General features: G+C 57.0%; 24 protein-coding genes and 1 tRNA gene. 9 read left to right on the top strand and 16 right to left on the bottom strand.

Annotation, left to right across the window (positions count from 1 at the left end):
• Positions 1-3: 3 nt before the first annotated feature.
• The 6 genes from AC07Y2_RS05565 to AC07Y2_RS05540 all read left to right on the top strand — a co-directional run bounded on the left by AC07Y2_RS05565 (position 4) and on the right by AC07Y2_RS05540 (position 4,741).
• Positions 4-753 (top strand): ABC transporter substrate-binding protein, encoded by a 750-nt coding sequence (locus AC07Y2_RS05565; RefSeq protein ID WP_039764659.1) that lies wholly within the window; start codon positions 4-6, stop codon positions 751-753.
• Between the two features lie 78 nt (positions 754-831).
• The gene (locus AC07Y2_RS05560) at positions 832-1,527 is read left to right on the top strand and encodes an ABC transporter permease (RefSeq protein WP_103385590.1); all 696 of its coding nucleotides are present in this window, start codon (positions 832-834) and stop codon (positions 1,525-1,527) included.
• Positions 1,524-2,213: an ABC transporter permease gene (locus AC07Y2_RS05555; protein WP_039764656.1), complete on the top strand. Its 690-nt coding sequence runs from the start codon at positions 1,524-1,526 to the stop codon at positions 2,211-2,213. The genes AC07Y2_RS05560 and AC07Y2_RS05555 overlap by 4 nt, the downstream gene beginning before the upstream one ends.
• On the top strand, positions 2,194-3,429 hold the full coding sequence (locus tag AC07Y2_RS05550; protein ID WP_103385589.1) for a methyltransferase: 1,236 nt from the start codon (positions 2,194-2,196) through the stop codon (positions 3,427-3,429). Before AC07Y2_RS05555 ends, AC07Y2_RS05550 begins: the two co-directional genes overlap by 20 nt.
• A gap of 344 nt (positions 3,430-3,773) precedes the next feature.
• Entirely contained in the window at positions 3,774-4,589 is an 816-nt protein-coding gene (locus AC07Y2_RS05545; RefSeq protein ID WP_103385588.1) for an FkbM family methyltransferase, read from the top strand.
• A 76-nt stretch (positions 4,590-4,665) separates the two neighbouring features.
• Positions 4,666-4,741 (top strand) — tRNA-Thr (locus AC07Y2_RS05540).
• 116 nt (positions 4,742-4,857) lie between these two features.
• Here the strand turns inward: AC07Y2_RS05540 and AC07Y2_RS05535 are convergent.
• A complete protein-coding gene (locus AC07Y2_RS05535; RefSeq protein ID WP_103385587.1) occupies positions 4,858-5,256 on the bottom strand; it encodes a hypothetical protein in 399 nt (132 codons plus the stop codon).
• Positions 5,257-5,628: 372 nt separating this feature from the next.
• Between AC07Y2_RS05535 and AC07Y2_RS05530 the strand changes: the two genes are divergently transcribed.
• Positions 5,629-6,012 carry a DUF6124 family protein gene (locus AC07Y2_RS05530; RefSeq protein ID WP_039764649.1) on the top strand — a complete coding sequence of 128 codons (384 nt, stop codon included), beginning with the start codon at positions 5,629-5,631 and terminating at the stop codon, positions 6,010-6,012.
• A gap of 33 nt (positions 6,013-6,045) precedes the next feature.
• Here the strand turns inward: AC07Y2_RS05530 and AC07Y2_RS05525 are convergent, their stop codons facing one another.
• From AC07Y2_RS05525 to AC07Y2_RS05510, 4 genes are all read right to left on the bottom strand, one after another.
• Complete coding sequence (locus AC07Y2_RS05525; RefSeq protein WP_103385586.1) at positions 6,046-6,300, bottom strand: ogr/Delta-like zinc finger family protein; 255 nt, start codon at positions 6,298-6,300, stop codon at positions 6,046-6,048.
• A 125-nt stretch (positions 6,301-6,425) separates the two neighbouring features.
• The gene (locus tag AC07Y2_RS05520) at positions 6,426-6,680 is read right to left on the bottom strand and encodes a hypothetical protein (RefSeq protein WP_146040474.1); all 255 of its coding nucleotides are present in this window, start codon (positions 6,678-6,680) and stop codon (positions 6,426-6,428) included.
• 506 nt (positions 6,681-7,186) lie between these two features.
• On the bottom strand, positions 7,187-8,110 hold the full coding sequence (locus AC07Y2_RS05515; RefSeq protein ID WP_309475022.1) for a phage portal protein: 924 nt from the start codon (positions 8,108-8,110) through the stop codon (positions 7,187-7,189).
• A 62-nt stretch (positions 8,111-8,172) separates the two neighbouring features.
• Positions 8,173-8,457 carry a helix-turn-helix domain-containing protein gene (locus tag AC07Y2_RS05510; protein WP_039764645.1) on the bottom strand — a complete coding sequence of 95 codons (285 nt, stop codon included), beginning with the start codon at positions 8,455-8,457 and terminating at the stop codon, positions 8,173-8,175.
• 427 nt (positions 8,458-8,884) lie between these two features.
• Here AC07Y2_RS05510 and AC07Y2_RS05505 point away from each other — a divergent pair, with 427 nt between their 5' ends.
• Positions 8,885-9,151 (top strand): DUF3077 domain-containing protein, encoded by a 267-nt coding sequence (locus tag AC07Y2_RS05505; RefSeq protein ID WP_039764643.1) that lies wholly within the window; start codon positions 8,885-8,887, stop codon positions 9,149-9,151.
• Positions 9,152-9,209: 58 nt separating this feature from the next.
• Here AC07Y2_RS05505 and AC07Y2_RS05500 read toward each other — a convergent pair whose 3' ends face one another.
• From AC07Y2_RS05500 to AC07Y2_RS05485, 4 genes are all read right to left on the bottom strand, one after another.
• The gene (locus AC07Y2_RS05500) at positions 9,210-9,920 is read right to left on the bottom strand and encodes an SDR family NAD(P)-dependent oxidoreductase (RefSeq protein WP_103385584.1); all 711 of its coding nucleotides are present in this window, start codon (positions 9,918-9,920) and stop codon (positions 9,210-9,212) included.
• A 33-nt stretch (positions 9,921-9,953) separates the two neighbouring features.
• Positions 9,954-10,598 (bottom strand): DsbA family oxidoreductase, encoded by a 645-nt coding sequence (locus tag AC07Y2_RS05495; protein WP_103385583.1) that lies wholly within the window; start codon positions 10,596-10,598, stop codon positions 9,954-9,956.
• Positions 10,595-10,813: a tautomerase family protein gene (locus AC07Y2_RS05490; RefSeq protein ID WP_007952610.1), complete on the bottom strand. Its 219-nt coding sequence runs from the start codon at positions 10,811-10,813 to the stop codon at positions 10,595-10,597. The genes AC07Y2_RS05495 and AC07Y2_RS05490 overlap by 4 nt, the downstream gene beginning before the upstream one ends.
• A 348-nt stretch (positions 10,814-11,161) precedes the next feature.
• Positions 11,162-11,695 carry a PBECR2 nuclease fold domain-containing protein gene (locus AC07Y2_RS05485; protein ID WP_039764637.1) on the bottom strand — a complete coding sequence of 178 codons (534 nt, stop codon included), beginning with the start codon at positions 11,693-11,695 and terminating at the stop codon, positions 11,162-11,164.
• Between the two features lie 447 nt (positions 11,696-12,142).
• Between AC07Y2_RS05485 and AC07Y2_RS05480 the strand changes: the two genes are divergently transcribed.
• Positions 12,143-13,069 carry a LysR family transcriptional regulator gene (locus AC07Y2_RS05480; RefSeq protein ID WP_103385582.1) on the top strand — a complete coding sequence of 309 codons (927 nt, stop codon included), beginning with the start codon at positions 12,143-12,145 and terminating at the stop codon, positions 13,067-13,069.
• Here the strand turns inward: AC07Y2_RS05480 and AC07Y2_RS05475 are convergent.
• The 7 genes from AC07Y2_RS05475 to AC07Y2_RS05445 form a co-directional block, all read right to left on the bottom strand.
• The gene (locus AC07Y2_RS05475) at positions 12,986-13,303 is read right to left on the bottom strand and encodes an AzlD domain-containing protein (RefSeq protein ID WP_007952614.1); all 318 of its coding nucleotides are present in this window, start codon (positions 13,301-13,303) and stop codon (positions 12,986-12,988) included. The genes AC07Y2_RS05480 and AC07Y2_RS05475 overlap by 84 nt on opposite strands.
• Positions 13,282-13,998 carry an AzlC family ABC transporter permease gene (locus AC07Y2_RS05470; protein WP_074689485.1) on the bottom strand — a complete coding sequence of 239 codons (717 nt, stop codon included), beginning with the start codon at positions 13,996-13,998 and terminating at the stop codon, positions 13,282-13,284. The genes AC07Y2_RS05475 and AC07Y2_RS05470 overlap by 22 nt, the downstream gene beginning before the upstream one ends.
• Entirely contained in the window at positions 13,995-14,372 is a 378-nt protein-coding gene (locus tag AC07Y2_RS05465; protein ID WP_007952618.1) for a GNAT family N-acetyltransferase, read from the bottom strand. Before AC07Y2_RS05465 ends, AC07Y2_RS05470 begins: the two co-directional genes overlap by 4 nt.
• Before the next feature lie 79 nt (positions 14,373-14,451).
• Positions 14,452-15,198: a 2OG-Fe dioxygenase family protein gene (locus AC07Y2_RS05460; protein WP_011331995.1), complete on the bottom strand. Its 747-nt coding sequence runs from the start codon at positions 15,196-15,198 to the stop codon at positions 14,452-14,454.
• Positions 15,199-15,431: 233 nt separating this feature from the next.
• Complete coding sequence (locus tag AC07Y2_RS05455; protein ID WP_103385581.1) at positions 15,432-16,718, bottom strand: OprD family porin; 1,287 nt, start codon at positions 16,716-16,718, stop codon at positions 15,432-15,434.
• A gap of 299 nt (positions 16,719-17,017) precedes the next feature.
• Positions 17,018-17,686 (bottom strand): DsbA family protein, encoded by a 669-nt coding sequence (locus tag AC07Y2_RS05450; RefSeq protein WP_103385580.1) that lies wholly within the window; start codon positions 17,684-17,686, stop codon positions 17,018-17,020.
• 242 nt (positions 17,687-17,928) lie between these two features.
• The gene (locus AC07Y2_RS05445; protein WP_085647964.1) at positions 17,929-18,141 is read right to left on the bottom strand and encodes a hypothetical protein; all 213 of its coding nucleotides are present in this window, start codon (positions 18,139-18,141) and stop codon (positions 17,929-17,931) included.
• Positions 18,142-18,149: the final 8 nt, after the last annotated feature.

Below are 18,149 nucleotides of genomic sequence, written 5' to 3'. Positions count from 1 at the left end.
CGCATGCAGAACTACAAAAAGGTCTTCCTGGCCGCCGCCGTCACCCTCGCGTTCAGCGCCGGTGCCATGGCCGAGACCCTGAAGATGGGCATCGAAGCGGCTTACCCGCCGTTCAACAACAAAGACGCCAGCGGTAACGTCGTCGGCTTCGACAAAGACATCGGCGACGCCCTGTGCGCCAAGATGAAAGTTGAATGCTCCGTCGTCACTTCGGACTGGGACGGCATCATCCCGGCCCTGAACGCCAAGAAGTTCGACTTCCTGATCTCCTCGATGTCGATCACCGACGAGCGCAAGCAAGCGGTGGACTTCACCGACCCGTACTACTCCAACAAGCTGCAATTCATCGCGCCGAAAAACGTCGACTTCAAAACCGACAAGGCTGCGCTGAAAGGCAAGGTGATCGGCGCCCAGCGTGCGACCCTGGCTGGCACCTTCCTGGAAGACAACTTCGGTGACGACATCACCGTCAAGCTGTACGACACCCAGGAAAACGCCTACCTCGACCTGACTTCCGGTCGTCTGGACGGCATCCTCGCCGACAAATACGTCAACTACGAGTGGCTGAAAAGCGACGCCGGCAAAGCCTATGAATTCAAGGGCGACCCGGTAGAAGAAAGCGACAAGATCGGTATCGCTGTACGTAAAGGCGACCCGATCCGCGAGAAGCTGAACGCCGCGCTGAAGGAAATCGTTGCCGACGGCACCTACAAGAAGATCAACGACAAGTACTTCCCGTTCAGCATCTACTGATCCTGACCTGCCGGATCGGCGCCGTTACATGACGGTGCCGATCCCCGGCCTTGCCTGCCGCGATTTGAAAAGAAATCCATGATTATCGACCTCTACGGATTCGGCCCGGCGCTCCTCGCCGGCGCGCTGATGACCGTCAAACTGGCACTCTCGGCCCTGTGCCTGGGGCTGGTGCTCGGTCTGCTCGGCGCCTTGGCCAAGACTTCCCCGTACAAGCCGTTGCAATGGCTTGGCGGAACCTATTCGACCCTGGTGCGTGGCGTCCCGGAATTGCTCTGGGTGCTGTTGATCTACTTCGGTACGGTCAACGCCATGCGCGCGCTCGGTGAGTTCCTCGGCAATCCCGAACTGGAACTCAGCGCCTTCGCCGCCGGCGTCATTGCGCTGGGCCTGTGCTTCGGCGCCTACGCCACGGAAGTGTTTCGCGGCGCAATCCTCGCCATTCCCAAAGGCCACCGCGAGGCTGGCGTGGCCCTGGGCCTGTCGAAATGGCGGATCTTCACCAAATTGATCATGCCGCAAATGTGGCGCATCGCCCTGCCCGGCCTGGGCAACCTGTTCATGATCCTGATGAAAGACACCGCGCTGGTGTCGGTCATCGGCCTGGAAGAAATCATGCGCCACGCGCAGATCGGCGTGACCGTGTCCAAGCAGCCATTCACCTTCTATATGGTGGCGGCGCTCATGTACCTGTGCCTGACCGTGCTGGCGATGATCGGCATGCACCTGCTGGAAAAACGCGCCGCACGCGGCTTCGCGAGGAGCGCTCAATGAATTGGGAAGTCATCATCAAGTGGCTGCCGAAGCTGGCCCAGGGCGCGACGCTGACCCTGGAGCTGGTGGCCATCGCTGTGATCGCCGGTTTGCTGCTGGCAATTCCGCTGGGCATCGCCCGTTCTTCGAAGCTGTGGTACGTGCGCGCTGTGCCCTACGCCTACATCTTCTTTTTCCGTGGCACGCCGTTGCTGGTTCAACTGTTCCTGGTCTACTACGGCCTGGCGCAGTTCGACGCGGTGCGTAACAGCTCGATGTGGCCGTACCTGCGCGATCCGTTCTGGTGCGCTACCGCGACCATGACCCTGCACACGGCCGCGTACATCGCCGAGATCCTGCGCGGGGCGATCCAGGCGATTCCGCCGGGCGAGATCGAAGCGGCGCGGGCGCTGGGCATGTCCCGGCCGAAAGCGCTGTTCTACATCATCCTGCCGCGTGCCGCGCGTATCGGCCTGCCAGCCTACAGCAACGAAGTGATCCTGATGCTCAAGGCCAGTGCCCTGGCCAGCACCGTGACCCTGCTGGAACTGACCGGCATGGCGCGCACGATCATTGCCCGCACTTACCTGCCGGTGGAGATTTTCTTCGCCGCTGGCGTGTTCTATCTGGTGATGGCCTACGTGCTGGTTCGCGGTTTCAAACTGCTGGAACGCTGGCTGCGCGTCGATGCGTGCCAGGGGCGCTGATTCTTCCGACGTGCTGACGGGCGAGGCCCTGCTCGCCCGTTTCACGGCACTGGATACATTTCTCACAGCGCATCAGGCGCTGTGGAAGCCCCGCCCGTTCACTCATCTGCAACTGCCATGGGAAGCGTCCTACCCGGAACTAGCCTCGTGGCTACGCGGGCGGTCGCTGGAAGATGCGGAAAACGCCCACAACCAACCTGCCGAACTCCTGAATGCGCCGGAGCCGTTTGCTTCATTGGCGGCGCTGTCGCTTGAGTTGAGTTCGGTCGGTGAATTGCCTGCGCATTCGCTGGAAGCCGCCGGGCATCGTCTGAATGTCGATGTGCCGGGGCGCAAATGGCAGCAGATCGAAGCCTTCGCCAGCCGCTTGTCGTTTGCCGCGCAACCGAAGCACTGGCTGGATTGGTGTTCGGGCAAAGGGCATTTGGGTCGGCGTCTGCTCGGTGCTGATCAGCAACTCACCTGCCTGGAATATGACCCGGCGCTAGTTGCCAGCGGTCAGGTGCTGAGTCAGCGTCATCATTTGCATGCGCTGCACGTCGAGCAGGATGTGCTCGCGACGAACACGGCTTTGTTGCTGAACGCCGAACACACGCCCGTCGCCCTGCACGCTTGCGGTGACTTGCATGTGCGGCTGATGCAACTGGCCAGCGCCGCTGGCTGTCGGCAATTGGCGATCGCACCGTGCTGCTACAACCGGATCAGTCGCACTGAGTATCAGACATTGTCCTCCGCAGGTTCGAGTTCCGTCCTACAGCTCTCGCTGGAAGATCTGTCCCTGCCGATGAGCGAGACCGTCACCGCCGGTGCCCGCGTCCGACGTCAGCGTGACACCTCCATGGCCCGCCGACTGGCTTTCGATCTGTTGCAACGGCAAGTGCGTGGCGTCGACGAATACTTGCCGACACCGTCCCTGCCGAGTGCCTGGCTGGACAAACCGTTTGCTGATTACTGCCGCGATCTGGCAGCGCTGAAAGAGTTATCCACAATCGGCTCGCCAGATTGGGTAGCACTGGAAGCCGCCGGTTGGCAGCGATTGGCCGAAGTTCGCAACCTGGAACTGCTCCGCGGACTGTTCCGACGACCGCTGGAACTTTGGCTGAATCTGGATCGTGCATTTTTCCTCACCGAGCAGGGATACATCGTACGCCTCGGCACGTTCTGCGAGGCGCCGCTCACACCGCGCAATTTCCTGTTGCTTGCCGAACGCGTTTAATCTTTCACAGCCTGTGGATAACTCTGTTGATGGATTTATCGTGGATCCAATATCCACGGCTGTTTCAGACCATTAACAGCACTGGTCATTTTTTGTTCACATAAATAAAAAACCGGCAAAACAGGGATTTGCGACTCAAATGAGAACCCGTCCACAAAATCCCCTCTAAGCCCGTCCTCTTCAAAGCCTGTTGTGCATAAGCCCTCGACCAAAAGGACATAACCGCCGAATCGCGGACGCCGGCAATGGACAATTGCACCGGCCATCTGCCCTTGCTATACAAACCTGTGCCGTGCAGGTAGCGCACGCCCGAACAAGAAAAATCCGACCGACAGGAAGCGACCGTGACGTTCATTTCTTACGCACAGAATTTCGAGGACGTACGCCTCTGGCGCGCCCTGCAGTATTTTGAAAACGGTTTTTATATCGACGTCGGCGCCAATGACCCGGTCCACGACTCGGTCACCAAGGCCTTTTATGATCGCGGCTGGCAAGGCATCAACGTCGAACCGATGCAGAACTACTACGACGCACTCCGCCAGCATCGCCCCCGCGACACCACGCTGCAATGCGTGGCCAGCGACCAGCCGGGAGAACTGACCTTCTATGGCATTCCCGACACCGGCCTGTCCACCGCTGACCCGGTCGTTGCGCAAGAACGCAAAAACCTCGGCATGGACGTGCAAAGCTTCACTGTCAACGCACGCACACTGACCTCGATCTGCGAAGAACACGCCGCCGAGCGGCCAATCCACTTCCTGAAAATCGACGTCGAGGGCCACGAAGAAACCGTCCTGCGCGGCATGGACTTCAGTCGCGTCCGCCCCTGGATCATCCTCATCGAAACCCCATGGGAGCGCGACCACACCTGGGAACACCTGGTGACCGACGCCGGCTACACCAACGTCCTGTTCGACGGCCTCAACAGCTTCTTCCTCGCCAACGAACACATCAACCTCAAACCCGCGTTCGACCTGCCACCGTGCAACCTCGACAACTTCCAGCTGTGCAAAGGCCACAACCTCGCCCACCCGGTAAACCCGGCCCTGGAAACCGCCCTGCAACGCGCCGAACAAGCCGAAGCCCAACTGCGCGCCATGCAAAACAGCCGCGCCTGGCGCGCTGTACAAAAACTGCGCAACGTCCTGCGCCGGGCGTGAATCGCAGAGGGCGCAAAAATAGTCTGAATTCAGGGGTTTACAGAAGCACCCGAGTCGCTATAATCGTCGCCCACACGCCGGTATAGCTCAGATGGTAGAGCAACTGACTTGTAATCAGTAGGTCCCGGGTTCGATTCCTGGTGCCGGCACCAAGTTCAAAGCCCCGCAATGCGGGGCTTTGTCGTTTCTGGGGTCTTAGACTTACCTCACGTCAAAACGTGAAAGTGTCCACAAAGTGTCCACAAAGTGTCCACAAAGTGTCCACACTTCATTTTTTTGCCTCTCTCGAACCAAACCAGCTACATCCATCCTCCGCATCCGCCGCAATCATTGCCCGGCCGATACTCATCGCTTCTTCAAGCAAATCGATCGCCTCCCGAAACATCTCGGGCCTGTCAGTTCCTCCAGCCAGCACACCGCCCTCGATCACGTCCTGCCTGACGCTATCAGCCAACTGATGAAAGCGGACGATTTGCCTCGCTTGGTCTTTACTCAGCACCCCCAGCTTCGTGACGTTCGCTTGGAAAACCCGGTTGAATTGGCCATCAATGCGGATTTGATAAAACTCGGGACTAGTGTTGAACGCATTCATCACTGCTGACCGACGATAAAGCAATTTCGCCTCGCAAAACTTGAACTGACGCTGCCAAGTGGCAGCGTCAGACATTTCCTCAGAGGATCGCTGTTGGTAAACAGGTTCAAAAAGCCTGTTTATAGACACGCCGTGATACCTCCCAAGGGCTACAAGTCCTTGCGCCGTTGCCTACGGCTACGCCAGAATCCGCCGGCTTGTGCGCCTCGGGCTAACTGGTAAGTTGGTTGTGTCACTGACTCCCAGTGACCGGGTATAGCAGCCCGGTATGCCTCGGAAGCACAAGTATCATCTGGTCAGGCAATCGCCTGTGCTCAATGGTGGCTGTGTGCATGGCACCTTCGGGTGCGCCGGATTCCGAGAGCTTACCGGTCTGCTACTTGCGCACAGCCGCCACCCTTTCGAAGAGCAGCGAAGGGAACGCGGCTTCACCAGAGGAAAGCTCTTATGTTCAAGGTAACGCCGAATCCGCCGGTCACCGAACCGACGTCCATCCCCGATCCGACATCGCCCTACGAATGCCCCGGTTCTAAAAAATTCAACGAAGCCGCCGAGCGCGCCCTCGACTACTACCTGGGCCCGCCCACCGCTCGCATCATGGCCGCGGACTACTACCCCAATCGCAACTACATGGCCAATCCCAAGTCGAGCAACGAAACACTCCTGGTCGACGCCTGTGAAACCCTAGGGTCTGCCAGCGTCATGCTCAACGACTTCGCCGCCGACCTCCAAGGCACCCACCGCAAAACCGCCCAAGGCATCGCACAAATCGTGATGCTGTCGGAGCTGGCGGTGAATCAAGTGCTGGATCAACTAGTCCCCACAGAGTAACAATCCAATAGGGCGAGGGTTCACTCTCGCCCTCTACTGCAACGCACATAATTGATCGAACAGGTCGCGCTGTTGAAAACGAGGCATAGAACGCAAGCGATCAAACAACAATCGATCAACCGCCTGTGCGCAAGGGCTGAGCGTGTGGGAAAAGGTCAGGTGAGCCACCCAAGTATGACCACATTGCACAGAACTACACTGACAGTACAATCGCACAAAATCTGTTGACAACTCATCTCTTGAAACTATGCGACCCTTCTGACAACAAAATTTACAGACCACGCGCATAACGGGTTCTCAGAATGATAAAAACCGCTTATCTTACCCAACTCAACCAGAACCCACCATTCAATATATGTGACAAACATCAGAAACTAACGCGCAGACCCAAAGGTCTATATACCGCCTCCGACTTAAGACAATAAACGAAGCGCTTCTTTAAGAGACTGAAAATCAACCTCCTGTTTAGACCCAACAAAAATACCCTGCGGAGTATTCTGTGGAGTCAGTTTCCTGCTTTCTTGATATTCCCATGTAATAGTGGCTTGTGACCTATCAGTACCTCGCGCAACACCAATAATACGCACTCCGGGTTCTTTAGAAACCATATTGCGGAATTCGTCATCACTAAGGCCTTCAGGAATATCATTCACTATTGTGCTTGACATAACAAAACTCCCACATAGAAATTAAACTCGTACCACTACTTGTGGCGACAATGGATCTAGCTTGTGCAAATCAGGCAAACCAGCCAATACCGCACCGCCTAACTATCAGTTCTAATATTTCTAGCTTTCCTATCGTAAGCAGTTCCCTCTATTTCAAAAAAAACAGCTTGCCCGTTTACCAACGGACCGCCATAAACTACGTCCGCATCTGTAAACTTACATGAATCAGCACCTGGCTCATTTGGCCTAATCGAGCCGACACCGGCTGTACTTAGGTTCGGAACAAATGTAACCTTTCCAGAACTTCTACTAGCCATCACATTTCTCCTTAAATTATTACTTTGTGAAATACTTTCATCCACGGAATAGAGTGAAAGTTTTTATATAGCGCAATTTGATGCTAAACCTTACGCTCAGGCTCAGCACCTGTCAGAAATGACAGTCACTTATACCGCTTCGCTATTAAAACAATCACACTAGTAACATCTCACAAAAAACATCATTTTCTAGGTACTCCATTGCACCTTACGATCCGTTCTTAGCTGGCAATTCACCTGCAAAAATAACTGCATAATTGGCCTAATTTCGTTATTCATATACACCCGGTCTATCTTCTCGATATCTCCAAAGCCTGCCGCATTTTCCGGCATGACCCCCGCCAGCGCCGGATTCATACGCCACGCCGCAATCACGTCATTTCGGGTAATGTTCTTGATTCGCTCAAATTCGTCCTTCGTCGCAATGTCTCCCACGGGGATGATCTGAATCGCCTTGTCACTGCCACCGGGTATGTTCACAAACAGCGAGCGGAAATTTCCCACCCCCTTGCTGCCGGCGATCTTGGCCTGCAAGGCCTTCTCGTCCTCTTCGGACAGGTTCGGGTCGTTGGTGTAAAACACAAACCCCGCATGCGCACCGTTATTGAAGTAGCGCCGCCGAAACAACGTCGCCGACTCGTTCAGCAACAACGCATGCATCCCGCCCAGATAGTCGGGCACACCATAGATGTTCTGTTCCACGTCGTAGTCCATGACGTGTTCAACGTCATCCTCTTCAAAATGCAGATGCTGACCATTGGGCCGCAACATCAAGAACCCGCCGCCAACCTTGCGCCGCATGTTCAACGCCGGCAGATGCCCCAGTTCCAGCACCTGGCCAATCACATTGCGCTTTCGCTGAAAGTACCCCTCACCGAACACCATAAAATCCAGCGCAGCTCGCCCCATTGTCTGCGCACTGCATCCGGCAGACGGGATGAAATCACGCAGCAGCAGGTTGCGTTTGGAGGGAATGGGGACGGGGAATGGGGACAGACAGACGGGAATGGGGACAGATCTATTTTCAATTCCTAGTGCCGGCACGATACAAAACAAAGCCCCTGCAGAAATGCAGGGGCTTTGTTGTTTCTGGAGTGTCCACATTTCGTCCACACTCCGATCATCGGCAACCGCGTTGCCAGTTCTAATCGGAACAATCCGTAGACGATTTCACCTCAGGCTGGCTGCAAATCCCGCAATGCTTCCGGATGCTGGCTAGCAACACGTAACAATGTCTGTGCCGCACCTGTCGGCTGCCTGCGACCCTGCTCCCAATCCTGCAACGTCCGCAGGCTCACACCGATCAACTTGGCGAACGCACTCTGCGAAACACCCACCTTGGCTCGCGCTTCAGCAGCCGCCGAAAGTGGCACCTCTGTCACACGAGCAGGTTTTCCCGCCTTCATTTGGCGGACAGAGTCCAGCAAGTCCTGCTGGAATTGCTCCAGTTCATTGACCATCGCTGATTTCCTCCTTCAGTTGCTGGGTGATAAAAGGGTATAGGTTTCTTCCAACGACATCAGCCCCGCCACCACCTGGCCACGATTGCGCTCTTCCCCTCCCCCACGCTACCGTCAAACCCGTCGCTGCCAATCCAGCGACCGGGCCTGAGAACCCGCGTAAGATGCAGGCGCACCAGCGCCCCCAACCCACGTTTGCCGGCGTTTTTTTGTGCCTGCATTTCCGTGCAATGGCGGCTGTGCGTGGGAGGCTTTCGGGCCTGCCGGGTTCCTGTATCTCCGGTTTCTCAGCCTGCGCATAGCTGCCACCCTTTCGCCTGAGAACGAAGTGGCAGCGCTCATTTGATACAGGGAGTTTCACAAATGATTAGCATCGATCCGTCCAAAGTCTGCCCCTTCCACCTCCCAACAAAAGGTAGGTGAAGCCATGACCAACCCCCACGACCTAAAAACCCTCGGCCTCACCCATTTTTCCTTCCAATCCAACCACGCACTCTTCCGCACCAACTCCGGCGTACCTGTCGTCACCGCCCTCTCCCACGCATCCCACCTACTGCACATTTCCAAACTGCTCACATCAGATACTTCTGCCGCCAACGACCCGGAACTCCACGCCTGCGCCTCGCAATACTTGCAGGAGTTGAGCAAGGCGCTGGTCGATGATGCGGTCAAAGTGCTGAGCCCCGATCCGTAAACCGTCGCCCACAAAAAAGCCCTCGCATCGCGGCGAGGGCTTTGTGTTACCGGATCAATCAGTGCCCAGCGCTTTGACCACCATCCACATGCAGAATCTCGCCGGTCACAAAATTCGCGTTATCGAGGTACACCACCGCCTGCGCGATATCGTCGATTTCGCCCATGTGCCCAACCGGATGCAGCCCACCCAGCGCCGCGTGGGTTTCCTCGCCGTGCATCGGTGTCTTGATGATGCCCGGCGATACCGCGTTCACCCGGATTCCGCGCTTGGCGTATTCGATGGCCAGGGATTTGGTGGCGGCGTTGAGGCCGCCCTTGGTCAGGGAAGCGAGGACCGAGGGCACGCCGTCGATGGCGTGGTCGACCAGGCTGGTGGTGATGTTGACCACGTGGCCCTTGCCCTGTTTTTCCATCTCGGCGATGGCCAGTTGGGTGATGTAGAAGAAGCCATTGAGGTTGACCGACAGCACTGCGGAGTAGTCTTCCGGGGTGTAGGCGGTGAACGGTTTGGCGACGAAGATGCCGGCGTTGTTGACCAGGGTGTCGATGCGGCCGAAGCGGGCCACGCCTTCGCTGATCACGCGTTGAGCGGTGGCCAGGTCGCCAATGTCGCCGGCGATGGTCAGGATTTGCGGGTCGTTCGACGGTTTGATCGAGCGCGAGGTGGCGACGATGTTGTAGCCCAGTTCGCGGAAGGCCTTGACCATGCCTTCGCCCAGACCTTGGGAGGCGCCAGTGATAACGACGGTTTTTTTCGAGTTGCTCATGATGAAATCCTCAATCAATAAGTAAGTGTTGAATCAGGCCGCAGCCAGTTTTTTCAGCATTTGTTCGTAGTACTCGACCGATTGCGAACCGGACACCAGGTGCTTGCCGTTCAGGATCAGCGCGGGCACCGAGTTGATCCCGTGCTGCCGGTAGAACGCCTGCAGTTGCCGCACTTCGCTGGCGAATTCATCGTTGGCCAGCACCTTGCGGGCCCTCGCGGCATCCAGCCCGGCTTCGGTCGCCAGACGGATCAGCGTCGGGTGATCGTTGGGGTTGTCGCCGTCGCGGAAGTAAGCGCGCAGCAGGATCTTTTTCAGCGCGACCTGCCGCCCTTCCTGCGCTGCCCACATCAACAAGCGATGGGCGTCGAAGGTGTTGTGAAAGTGCGTGCGTTTCTCCAGGTCGAACTCGAAACCGATGGCCTTGCCGCGCTCGATCTGCATCTTCTTGCCGGCAGCGACGTCTTCGGCGGTGCGGCCGTATTTGCGCATCAGGTGCTGCACGGCCGGCTCGCCTTCGGCGGGCATGTCCGGGTTGAGTTCGAAGGGCTTGTAGGTCAGCTCCACCGAAACCTCGCCGGCCAGATTGCCAATCGCCTGCTCCAGCGCTGTCGCCCCGAGTGCGCACCAGGGGCACACCACGTCGGAAACGAAATCGATGGTCACGGTCGGGGTCATGACTGCCCCCGTTCCGCCAGTTGTCGGCGGTATTCGGTGGTGGTGATGCCGGCGTAGCCCCAGTTATCGGTGTCGACTTCTTCGATCACGATGTGGGTCAGGTCCGGGCGTTTGTTGAGGACGCGTTCCAGGGTTTCAGTGATTTCGGCGATCACCTGAGCTTTCTGCTCACGGGTAACGCCGTCGCGGGTGATGCGTACGCTGACAAATGGCATGACGACTACTCCAGTGACCTGCCCTCGGGATGATGGTCAGGTGTTGGAGCTCAATGTAGGCGTGTGCCGGGAGGGGAAAAAGTAGGGGTGGGGTACTTCATTTGTGATGCGGTGTAATGAATTGATACACCCATGTCGCTACCGTTTACCCATTGAAGTCGTAGGTTGACACATCTGATTCAGTGGCCGAGAATCGGCCCCAAGAGCGCGAAACCGACTGCCATCAGGTGGCGATAGTCGGCGTTAGGAACCCCGTTGATGACCTGAAAATCAGCGTTCGGGTGAGACCTCTTCTCCCCTGCTTGAGGGAGCACAATATCAAGCAACTTTTTCGTGAAGGGCAGCCTGTTAAGGCTGCCCTTTTTGTTTGGGCCATCGGTAACTTTGAAACAGCAGCTCTCCATGCCGATGCTTGTTCAGTCCCTTTTTGTCACAGTTCATGAAGTTCCAGAGTACGTTGCCGTGATCGATATGGATCACGACCAGCATCTGGTATTTCGTGTTGTAGACACCGATGTATGTCAGTCGGAAAGAGTCGTCATCGTAGGAAATCTTCCAGATCTCTAACGGCTTTTTCAGGGTGTCTTGCGCGAAGTCTGTGAAGCGCTCCCGAGCATTCGGGCGTTTTTCCACAATGTGCAACAAGTGCTCGCGCCTCACCAGAACAGGGCAAATGGGTGTCTCAATCACTGTTGAATTGAGGCCGTCATGAAGTCCGAAGCCTTTGGCAACTTGCTCCCATGCAGCCTCCAGACTCTCGGCACCCGGACATTCTCTGATTGCAGAAGTCAGCAACTCGGAATCAATGTCCCGAATGTCCGGTAAACCAAGATCCTTCCAGTTCTTTTGTTCAGGTAACGCCCTGCTCCCAGGCACGCTCATTGGCATCCTCTCGCTAGCTTCGCGGATGCCGGCATTGCCTGGATATCCAATGGCCTCGGACTGAAAATGTCCCGAAATTAACTGCCTGATATTTCAGCCACTCGTGCTGCGGTAATAAATCAGCCCGTTCTTGTCTTTCAATAGGAGGCTTCCGGCATCAACGCTGAACAGCGCGAAATGGCTGTACGAAATTGTCCCAGCCGCTGTAACCCCACCGCACAAAAAAAGTGCCCGACTCCTTCGAGTCGGGCATTTTTTTTGATCCCTATCACCCCCACGTCGCCAAAAACCCCGATCCTGTGTCAGCCTCCAGCCATCGGCAGGGACATCAATTCGCTACTAATTGCGCGACAACTATGCTCAGGTACAGGAATATAGCCGGCAAATGGCGCCGTTCAGGCCGTCACGTACACAACAATACCCAGCCCACTTCAGAGGGCATTACCCATGGATAGCAGAACCTTACGCAACCTCATGCGCATCGTGCAGACCGGCTCGTTGTCGGCAGCAGCCGAGCATTCGTGCCTGACCGTGCAGGCCTTGGCCGCACAGTTGAACAAGGTCGAAGAGCAGTTCGGTTTCCGCTTGTTTAGACGATCCAACAAGGGGCTGACGCTGACGCCGCAAGGCACCGAGCTGACGCCCTATATGGACAGAGTGCTGATTGCCACGCGGCAGATGGAAGAGAAAGTCGAAGCGTTGAAGGTGCCGGGACAGCGCATGTTGAAAGTGGCGTTGAACACCACGCTGGCGCCGGACTTCAACCGGCGATTGATCGGACGCCTGATCGAAGTGTTTCCCGACTACCAGATGGAATTCAGCTACGCCGAGTCGATGGAAAACCTCAGCAAGCTGAAGAACGAAGACTTCGACCTTGCGGTGCTGATCGGCCCGCAGCGTCCGGGTCTGCCGAGCATTGTCCTGCCTGAAGTACAGGTGCAGGTGGTCGGCGCGCACTGTGGTCAGGAGAACGATCCGCTGACCTTGCTTGGCAACAAGTTTCAGGTGCGTCCCGCAGAAGATTGTCCGTATTCCCACAGCTTTTTGCGTTTTCTCGACGCCGGGCTGGGCAATCACGAGAACAGCCAGCGGACGATCTACTCCTGCAGCGAAACGCTGACCCTGTCGCTCATCACCCAGATGGATGCGGTCGGCATGGTCTCCCGCGAGGCCGCGCAGAAGAACGGCCTGACGATCTTCCCCGGGTTCGAGGATTTCCTCGAAGTGCGCCTGGCGGTGAACAACCCGGATCTGTCCGGCCAGGCGTTGAACGACGTGGTCGATCTGCCGCTACATGAACGAGCCGAGCGCAATGTACGCAGCCGTCCCAACCGCCACACTGAGAAAGAGGTTTTTGCTGAAATACGCACATAACAGCGTCGGAATCGCTGCATAAAATTCCGGGCGATCGAGCTGTATGTGCTGATCCTTGATCAACAAGGGTGTCAGGCTGATCGCAGCGACGATCGCCACCGGCAGGTACTCCAGCGCGCGGGCGACGAAGGGCGGCCAGTGCTCGGTGTTGACCTGCAGCGGCAAGGCCCGTGGCAGGAAGGTCACGGCCATCATCAGCGCGACCACCAGGATCAGGAACGTTTGGTCAGGCATACACCCACTCCGCAGCCCACAAACGTGGCGATGAAAACATTGAATGGCGAGCTGCCCACCAGACTCAGTGCGCCCATGCAGACCACTGCAGCCATAGCGGCGATGAGTTTGTTGCGGGTATTGCAGAGCGAGACCAGCACGTAGAGCATCATCGCGGTCAGCGCATAGTCGAGCTGGTATTTGATCAGATGCGAGGCGTACTGCGCGCACAGGGCGCCCAGCAATCCGCCGATCACCCAGGAGGTGTGGCAGAACAGGTTGAAGCCAATCAGATAACGGACGTTCACCGGCGCCCCGGTGCCCAGTTTGACGCTGTGGAAGGCGAACGATTCATCGGTCAGGCCGCCGGCGTAACACCAGCGTTCCATGCGACTCAGGCCCAGCGCCCGCAGGGCTTTCGCCATGTAGACCGACATCAGCATGTGCCGCGCGTTGATCAGAAACGTGGTCAGCACGATGGTGGTCAGTGACGCACCGCTGCTGATCAGCGCCAGCGCCGCAAACTGCGAAGCCCCGGCATACACGAACAGACACATCGCCACCGGCAGCCACAGTGGCAGCCCGGCATTGACCGCCATCAGCCCGAACACGAACGACACGGTAAAGTAACCAGCGACCACCGGGCTGGCTTCGGCAAAGGTGCGCGATGGCTGACGGTCGACCATCAGCGGCGCACTGCCGGATGTTTCATTCATAGATCCCTCTCAAATGTCCGCTCGCCGTGAGGTTCGCAAAAACCCTGGGCCGTCCAGAAACGCTTGCCCGCGAGGTTAGCATCATCGACGAACAGGAACATCCGCAGCACTCCGACCCGTTTCATGTCGGCCGACGCCGCTTCCACCAGCCGCTGGCCCACGCCCTGGCTGCGATAGCGCAGGCTGACCGCCAGATGGTTGATCGTGCCACGACTGCCGAGCATGCCGCCCAGCACCGCGCCGACGATCTCGCCTTCGACATCGAAGGCCAGATACGCCGTGGTGGTTTTCTGGATCAACACGCCGCGCAGGCATTTGGCGTCCTGCCATTCACAGAACGACACTTCGTCGAACTGGCGGAAGAAACGCTCCATGCGCTGCGCGTCCTTGGCCGTCGCGCGCCGCAGCACCACCGGCGTCGAGCATTCGACGCCGTCGATTGGGGTGATCTGATTAGCGAACAATGTCGAAAGCGGTCCCGGGCCGCGAGAAGGAAATCGCCAGGATCTGCCGGTACGCCATGGCATGGGAGTGAGTGTTGCGTGCCGGTGTCACGTAGTGGCGCATATCACGGTCGAGGAAATAGGTGGTGTCGAGGATTTCCTGGTAAGTGGTCGACGCCAGTTGCTGCTCGTGGATGTCGTACAAACGACTCTCCGCACCCTCGACATTGTTGCGGCCCCAGAAGTGCACACCGCTGAACGGATAACCGTCGCAGTGAATCCCTTCCGGAGTGATTTCCAGTTGTTTGCCGGGTTTGATCTCGATACGGATCTGATGGATCTGGCACTGCCAGATTTCATCGTGCAGCTCTTCCGGCAACACGCTTTTGTACACTTCAAAATCGGTGTCGATCAGGCTGCGCATTACCGGCGAGCTGATGACTTCGTCCGAGAAGTCCTGGAAGTGCCGCACAACGCCGCCCACATAGCTGTTGTTGGCCTTGGACTGTACGTACGCGCGATGTTCCAGTTGCTTGAGTTCGCGAGTCTTGGGGTTGTATTCAAAGTCGCTGTAACGACGGTAACGCATGCCGGCTTCGGCCTGACCGTAGTAACTGTCAGGCTCCATGTTTTCCCAACTTTTGGTCAGTCTGACGAAGTCGGCGAAATGACCGTAGAGATTGAAGTCAGCACCCTGCACATTGGCGTACTTGTCGCGCCGTAGCGATTCGCCCACTTCTCTGGTTAAAACGATCATTACCAAATTCTCCGCTGCATTGAGCGGCCTAATCTATTAGGTGGAGAATTTGCGTCCATGAGAAAGAATTTCAGGCATTTAAAGCCCTGTTTGAAACGCGATTTGAAACGGCTTGAAAGTGCATTTCAAATGACAAAAACACGGGTTTTTATGCTGTTTTCGCAAAAAACGTCAAAAAAAAACCCCGAACCAGTCGGGGTTTTTCTGACGCGTTTCGCGGGTTCAACCAAACATCAGAAGACGTTGATCGGGTAATCCACGAACACCCGCAGTTCGTTGCCGCTGACGTTGTATTCGCTGGATTTCTGCGAAACACGCAGGATCGAGCTGCGCAGCTTGATGCTCAGGTCTTTGGCCGGGCCACTTTGCACGACGTACTTGAACTGGTTGAAGATTTCACGCTCGGTGCCGCCTTCGCTGGTGGACGTGGTGATGTTGTCGCCACGCACGTACGCGAAGTTGTAGCTCAGACCCGGTACGCCGAATGCGCTGAAGTCCAGGCCGTAGCCCAACTGCCAGCTGCGCTCGTCTTCAGCGTTGAAGTCGGACCAGTAGGAGTTGGCCAGGTAGATGGTGTTGCCACCGTCACCCACGCGACCCTGACCTTTCAGATAACCGCCGTAGGCGTAACCCAGGTTGCTGTCGCCGGTGGAGCGCTGGTGCGCCACGGTGAACGAGTGCGGGCCGGTGGCGAAGGTCGCTGCCAGGCTCCAGATCTTGTTGTCGTCGCCGGTCACACCGTTTTCGCGGACGTAGGAGTTGTCCAGCTTGGTGCGGTAACCGTTGAAGTCCAGGGTCAGGGACTGATCCTTGTCGATCGGGAACACGTAGTTGGCGTTCACGTATTGCTTCTTCAGCACGTCTTCGACGTCGGAAGCGTACAGCGCTGCCTTGAACTGTTCGGTGAACTGGTAGCTACCGCCCAACACGTTGATCGATTTCAGACCACCGCTGTCACGGCCTTCAGCGCTCTTGCGCGATTCGGCGGTGAAACGGCCGGCGTTCAGTTCCAGGCCCTTGATCTCTTTGGAAGTGATCAAAGTACCGGTGTAGCTTTCCGGCAGCAGACGCACGTTGTCGTAGCTCAGCACCGGCAGGGCCGGCATCTGGTCACCGTAAGTCAGTACGGTGTTGGAGATACGGAATTTGACGGCTGCGCCACCCTTCGACAGGTCGTCAGCCGCGTTGCCGCTGTCACCCTGTTTGAAGAAGTCGATACCACCGGCACCGCTGCGGCCCTTGCCGCCGTCCAGGCGCAGTGCATACAAACCGAAGGCATCCACACCCACACCCACGGTGCCTTGAGTGAAACCGGACGAGAACGTGCCGATGGCCGCTTGGCCCCATTCGGCTTTGTCCTGGTTGCCATCTTTGTAGTCACGATTGATGTAGGCATTGCGCAGCAGCACTTTGAGACTGCTGTCTTCAACAAAACCCTTGGACTCGGCCTGGTCGTTAGCCATGGCCGAAGTGGCACTCAACATCCCCAGTGCGATCAAACTGATTCGCTTGTTCAACATTTTGTTTTCCTTATTACGGGTTGAAACGCGCTGTGTCGAACGGCTGAAACGGCGCTTATTGCACTCTTTTATTCACCCCGAAACAAAAAGACCCGCTCAAGACAATGTCATGGCGGGCCTGCTCCTGATTTTGAGTCATGGCGGTTAGCCACAGGCGTTGGGCCGAATCGTAGCCGCGCCCTCAACAATGTGTCAATTTCAAGAATCGTCTTTAAATAGGCGAAAAACGTCTAAAAAAAGTAAATTTTGCGGTGGCTTCGTGCAGGGAAACGCCTGTAATCAGGGATTTTGATGCCGGGTCACGCACACCCGTCGAGGCTACAGACCGGCAAGGCATGCGCCGCTGTCGCAGGCGTAAACGACTCGCTCAACCATTGTGCGAAGGCCTGCGGTTTACCGAGCCACGGGCCGATATCCACCACTGTGAACTGACCATCCTGCTCCAGTGCGAGAGTCGGAAAACCCTGCCCGCCGAGTTTCGCCAACAGAGCGCGGCTGTTCTTCATATGTTGCTCGGTGTCGACGGACTGCTTGGCGTTCAAGAAAGTAGCGGCGTCGTAACCCTGCTGCACCGCGTATTCCAACAGCACGCTTTCGTCGGCAATTCGGCGCCCCTCGACATAGTGCGCCGTCTGCAAACGCCCCAGCAGTTCCAGGCCACGGCCGTCGATTTTTTCCGCTGCCAGCACAGCGGCAATCGGCGGTGCCGAATCAAACACCGCGGTGTGATCGCGCAACAGGCCTTCGAAATAAGCGTCGCCGAATGGCTGACCCGTGTATTCAGCAATGCGCCGGTCATGGGGCATTACGTAATTGCGCAGTTGCGGCGAAACGCTCTGGCGGTTGGCACCCGTCATCATGCCGCCGGCGTGGGCGATCACTGGCAGCACTTGCTGTGCGGCCTGTACCAGCGGTTTGGCGCCATAGCACCAGCCGCACAACGGGTCGTAAATGTAGTGAAGGGTCATCGAAATGCTCCGGCTGGAAGGTGGGGAATGATGTCGGCACATTAGTCCCTCGGTCGTTGCGGAAAAACGCCGGAATGGCTTTCAGTGTGTTTCGGCAATCGGTCAAATCGAGACCGGCAGCCGCCACTTCCAGGTCAGGCAGACAACCCGGTGGGCATTGACACCTAAAGCTTCTGATATCGCGCCCATAAAAAAAGCGCTGCCATCCCGGCAGCGCTTTTTACAATCCCTGTTTGTTCTTCTTATCCTTCCATCACATCCCAGAGTGCGTCCAGTTCGGCCTCGCTGAACAGGCCAGCGGGGTAACGCTCGATCATCATCCGGCGCGGATCAGGTTCCCTGATCTGACGCGTTCCATTGGATTTCAACCAGTGCGCGACAATCTGGAGCGACTCAGTATTTACAGGCATGGGATGCAACGTCCGCTCGCTGATTACGTTCACTTCGGCGTTCATTTCAGCGC

It is taken from the genome of Pseudomonas sp. GW456-12-1-14-TSB6 (assembly GCF_059424205.1).
Note: the sequence above shows the minus strand (reverse complement) of the source record. Positions and strands in the feature narration are given on the sequence as shown.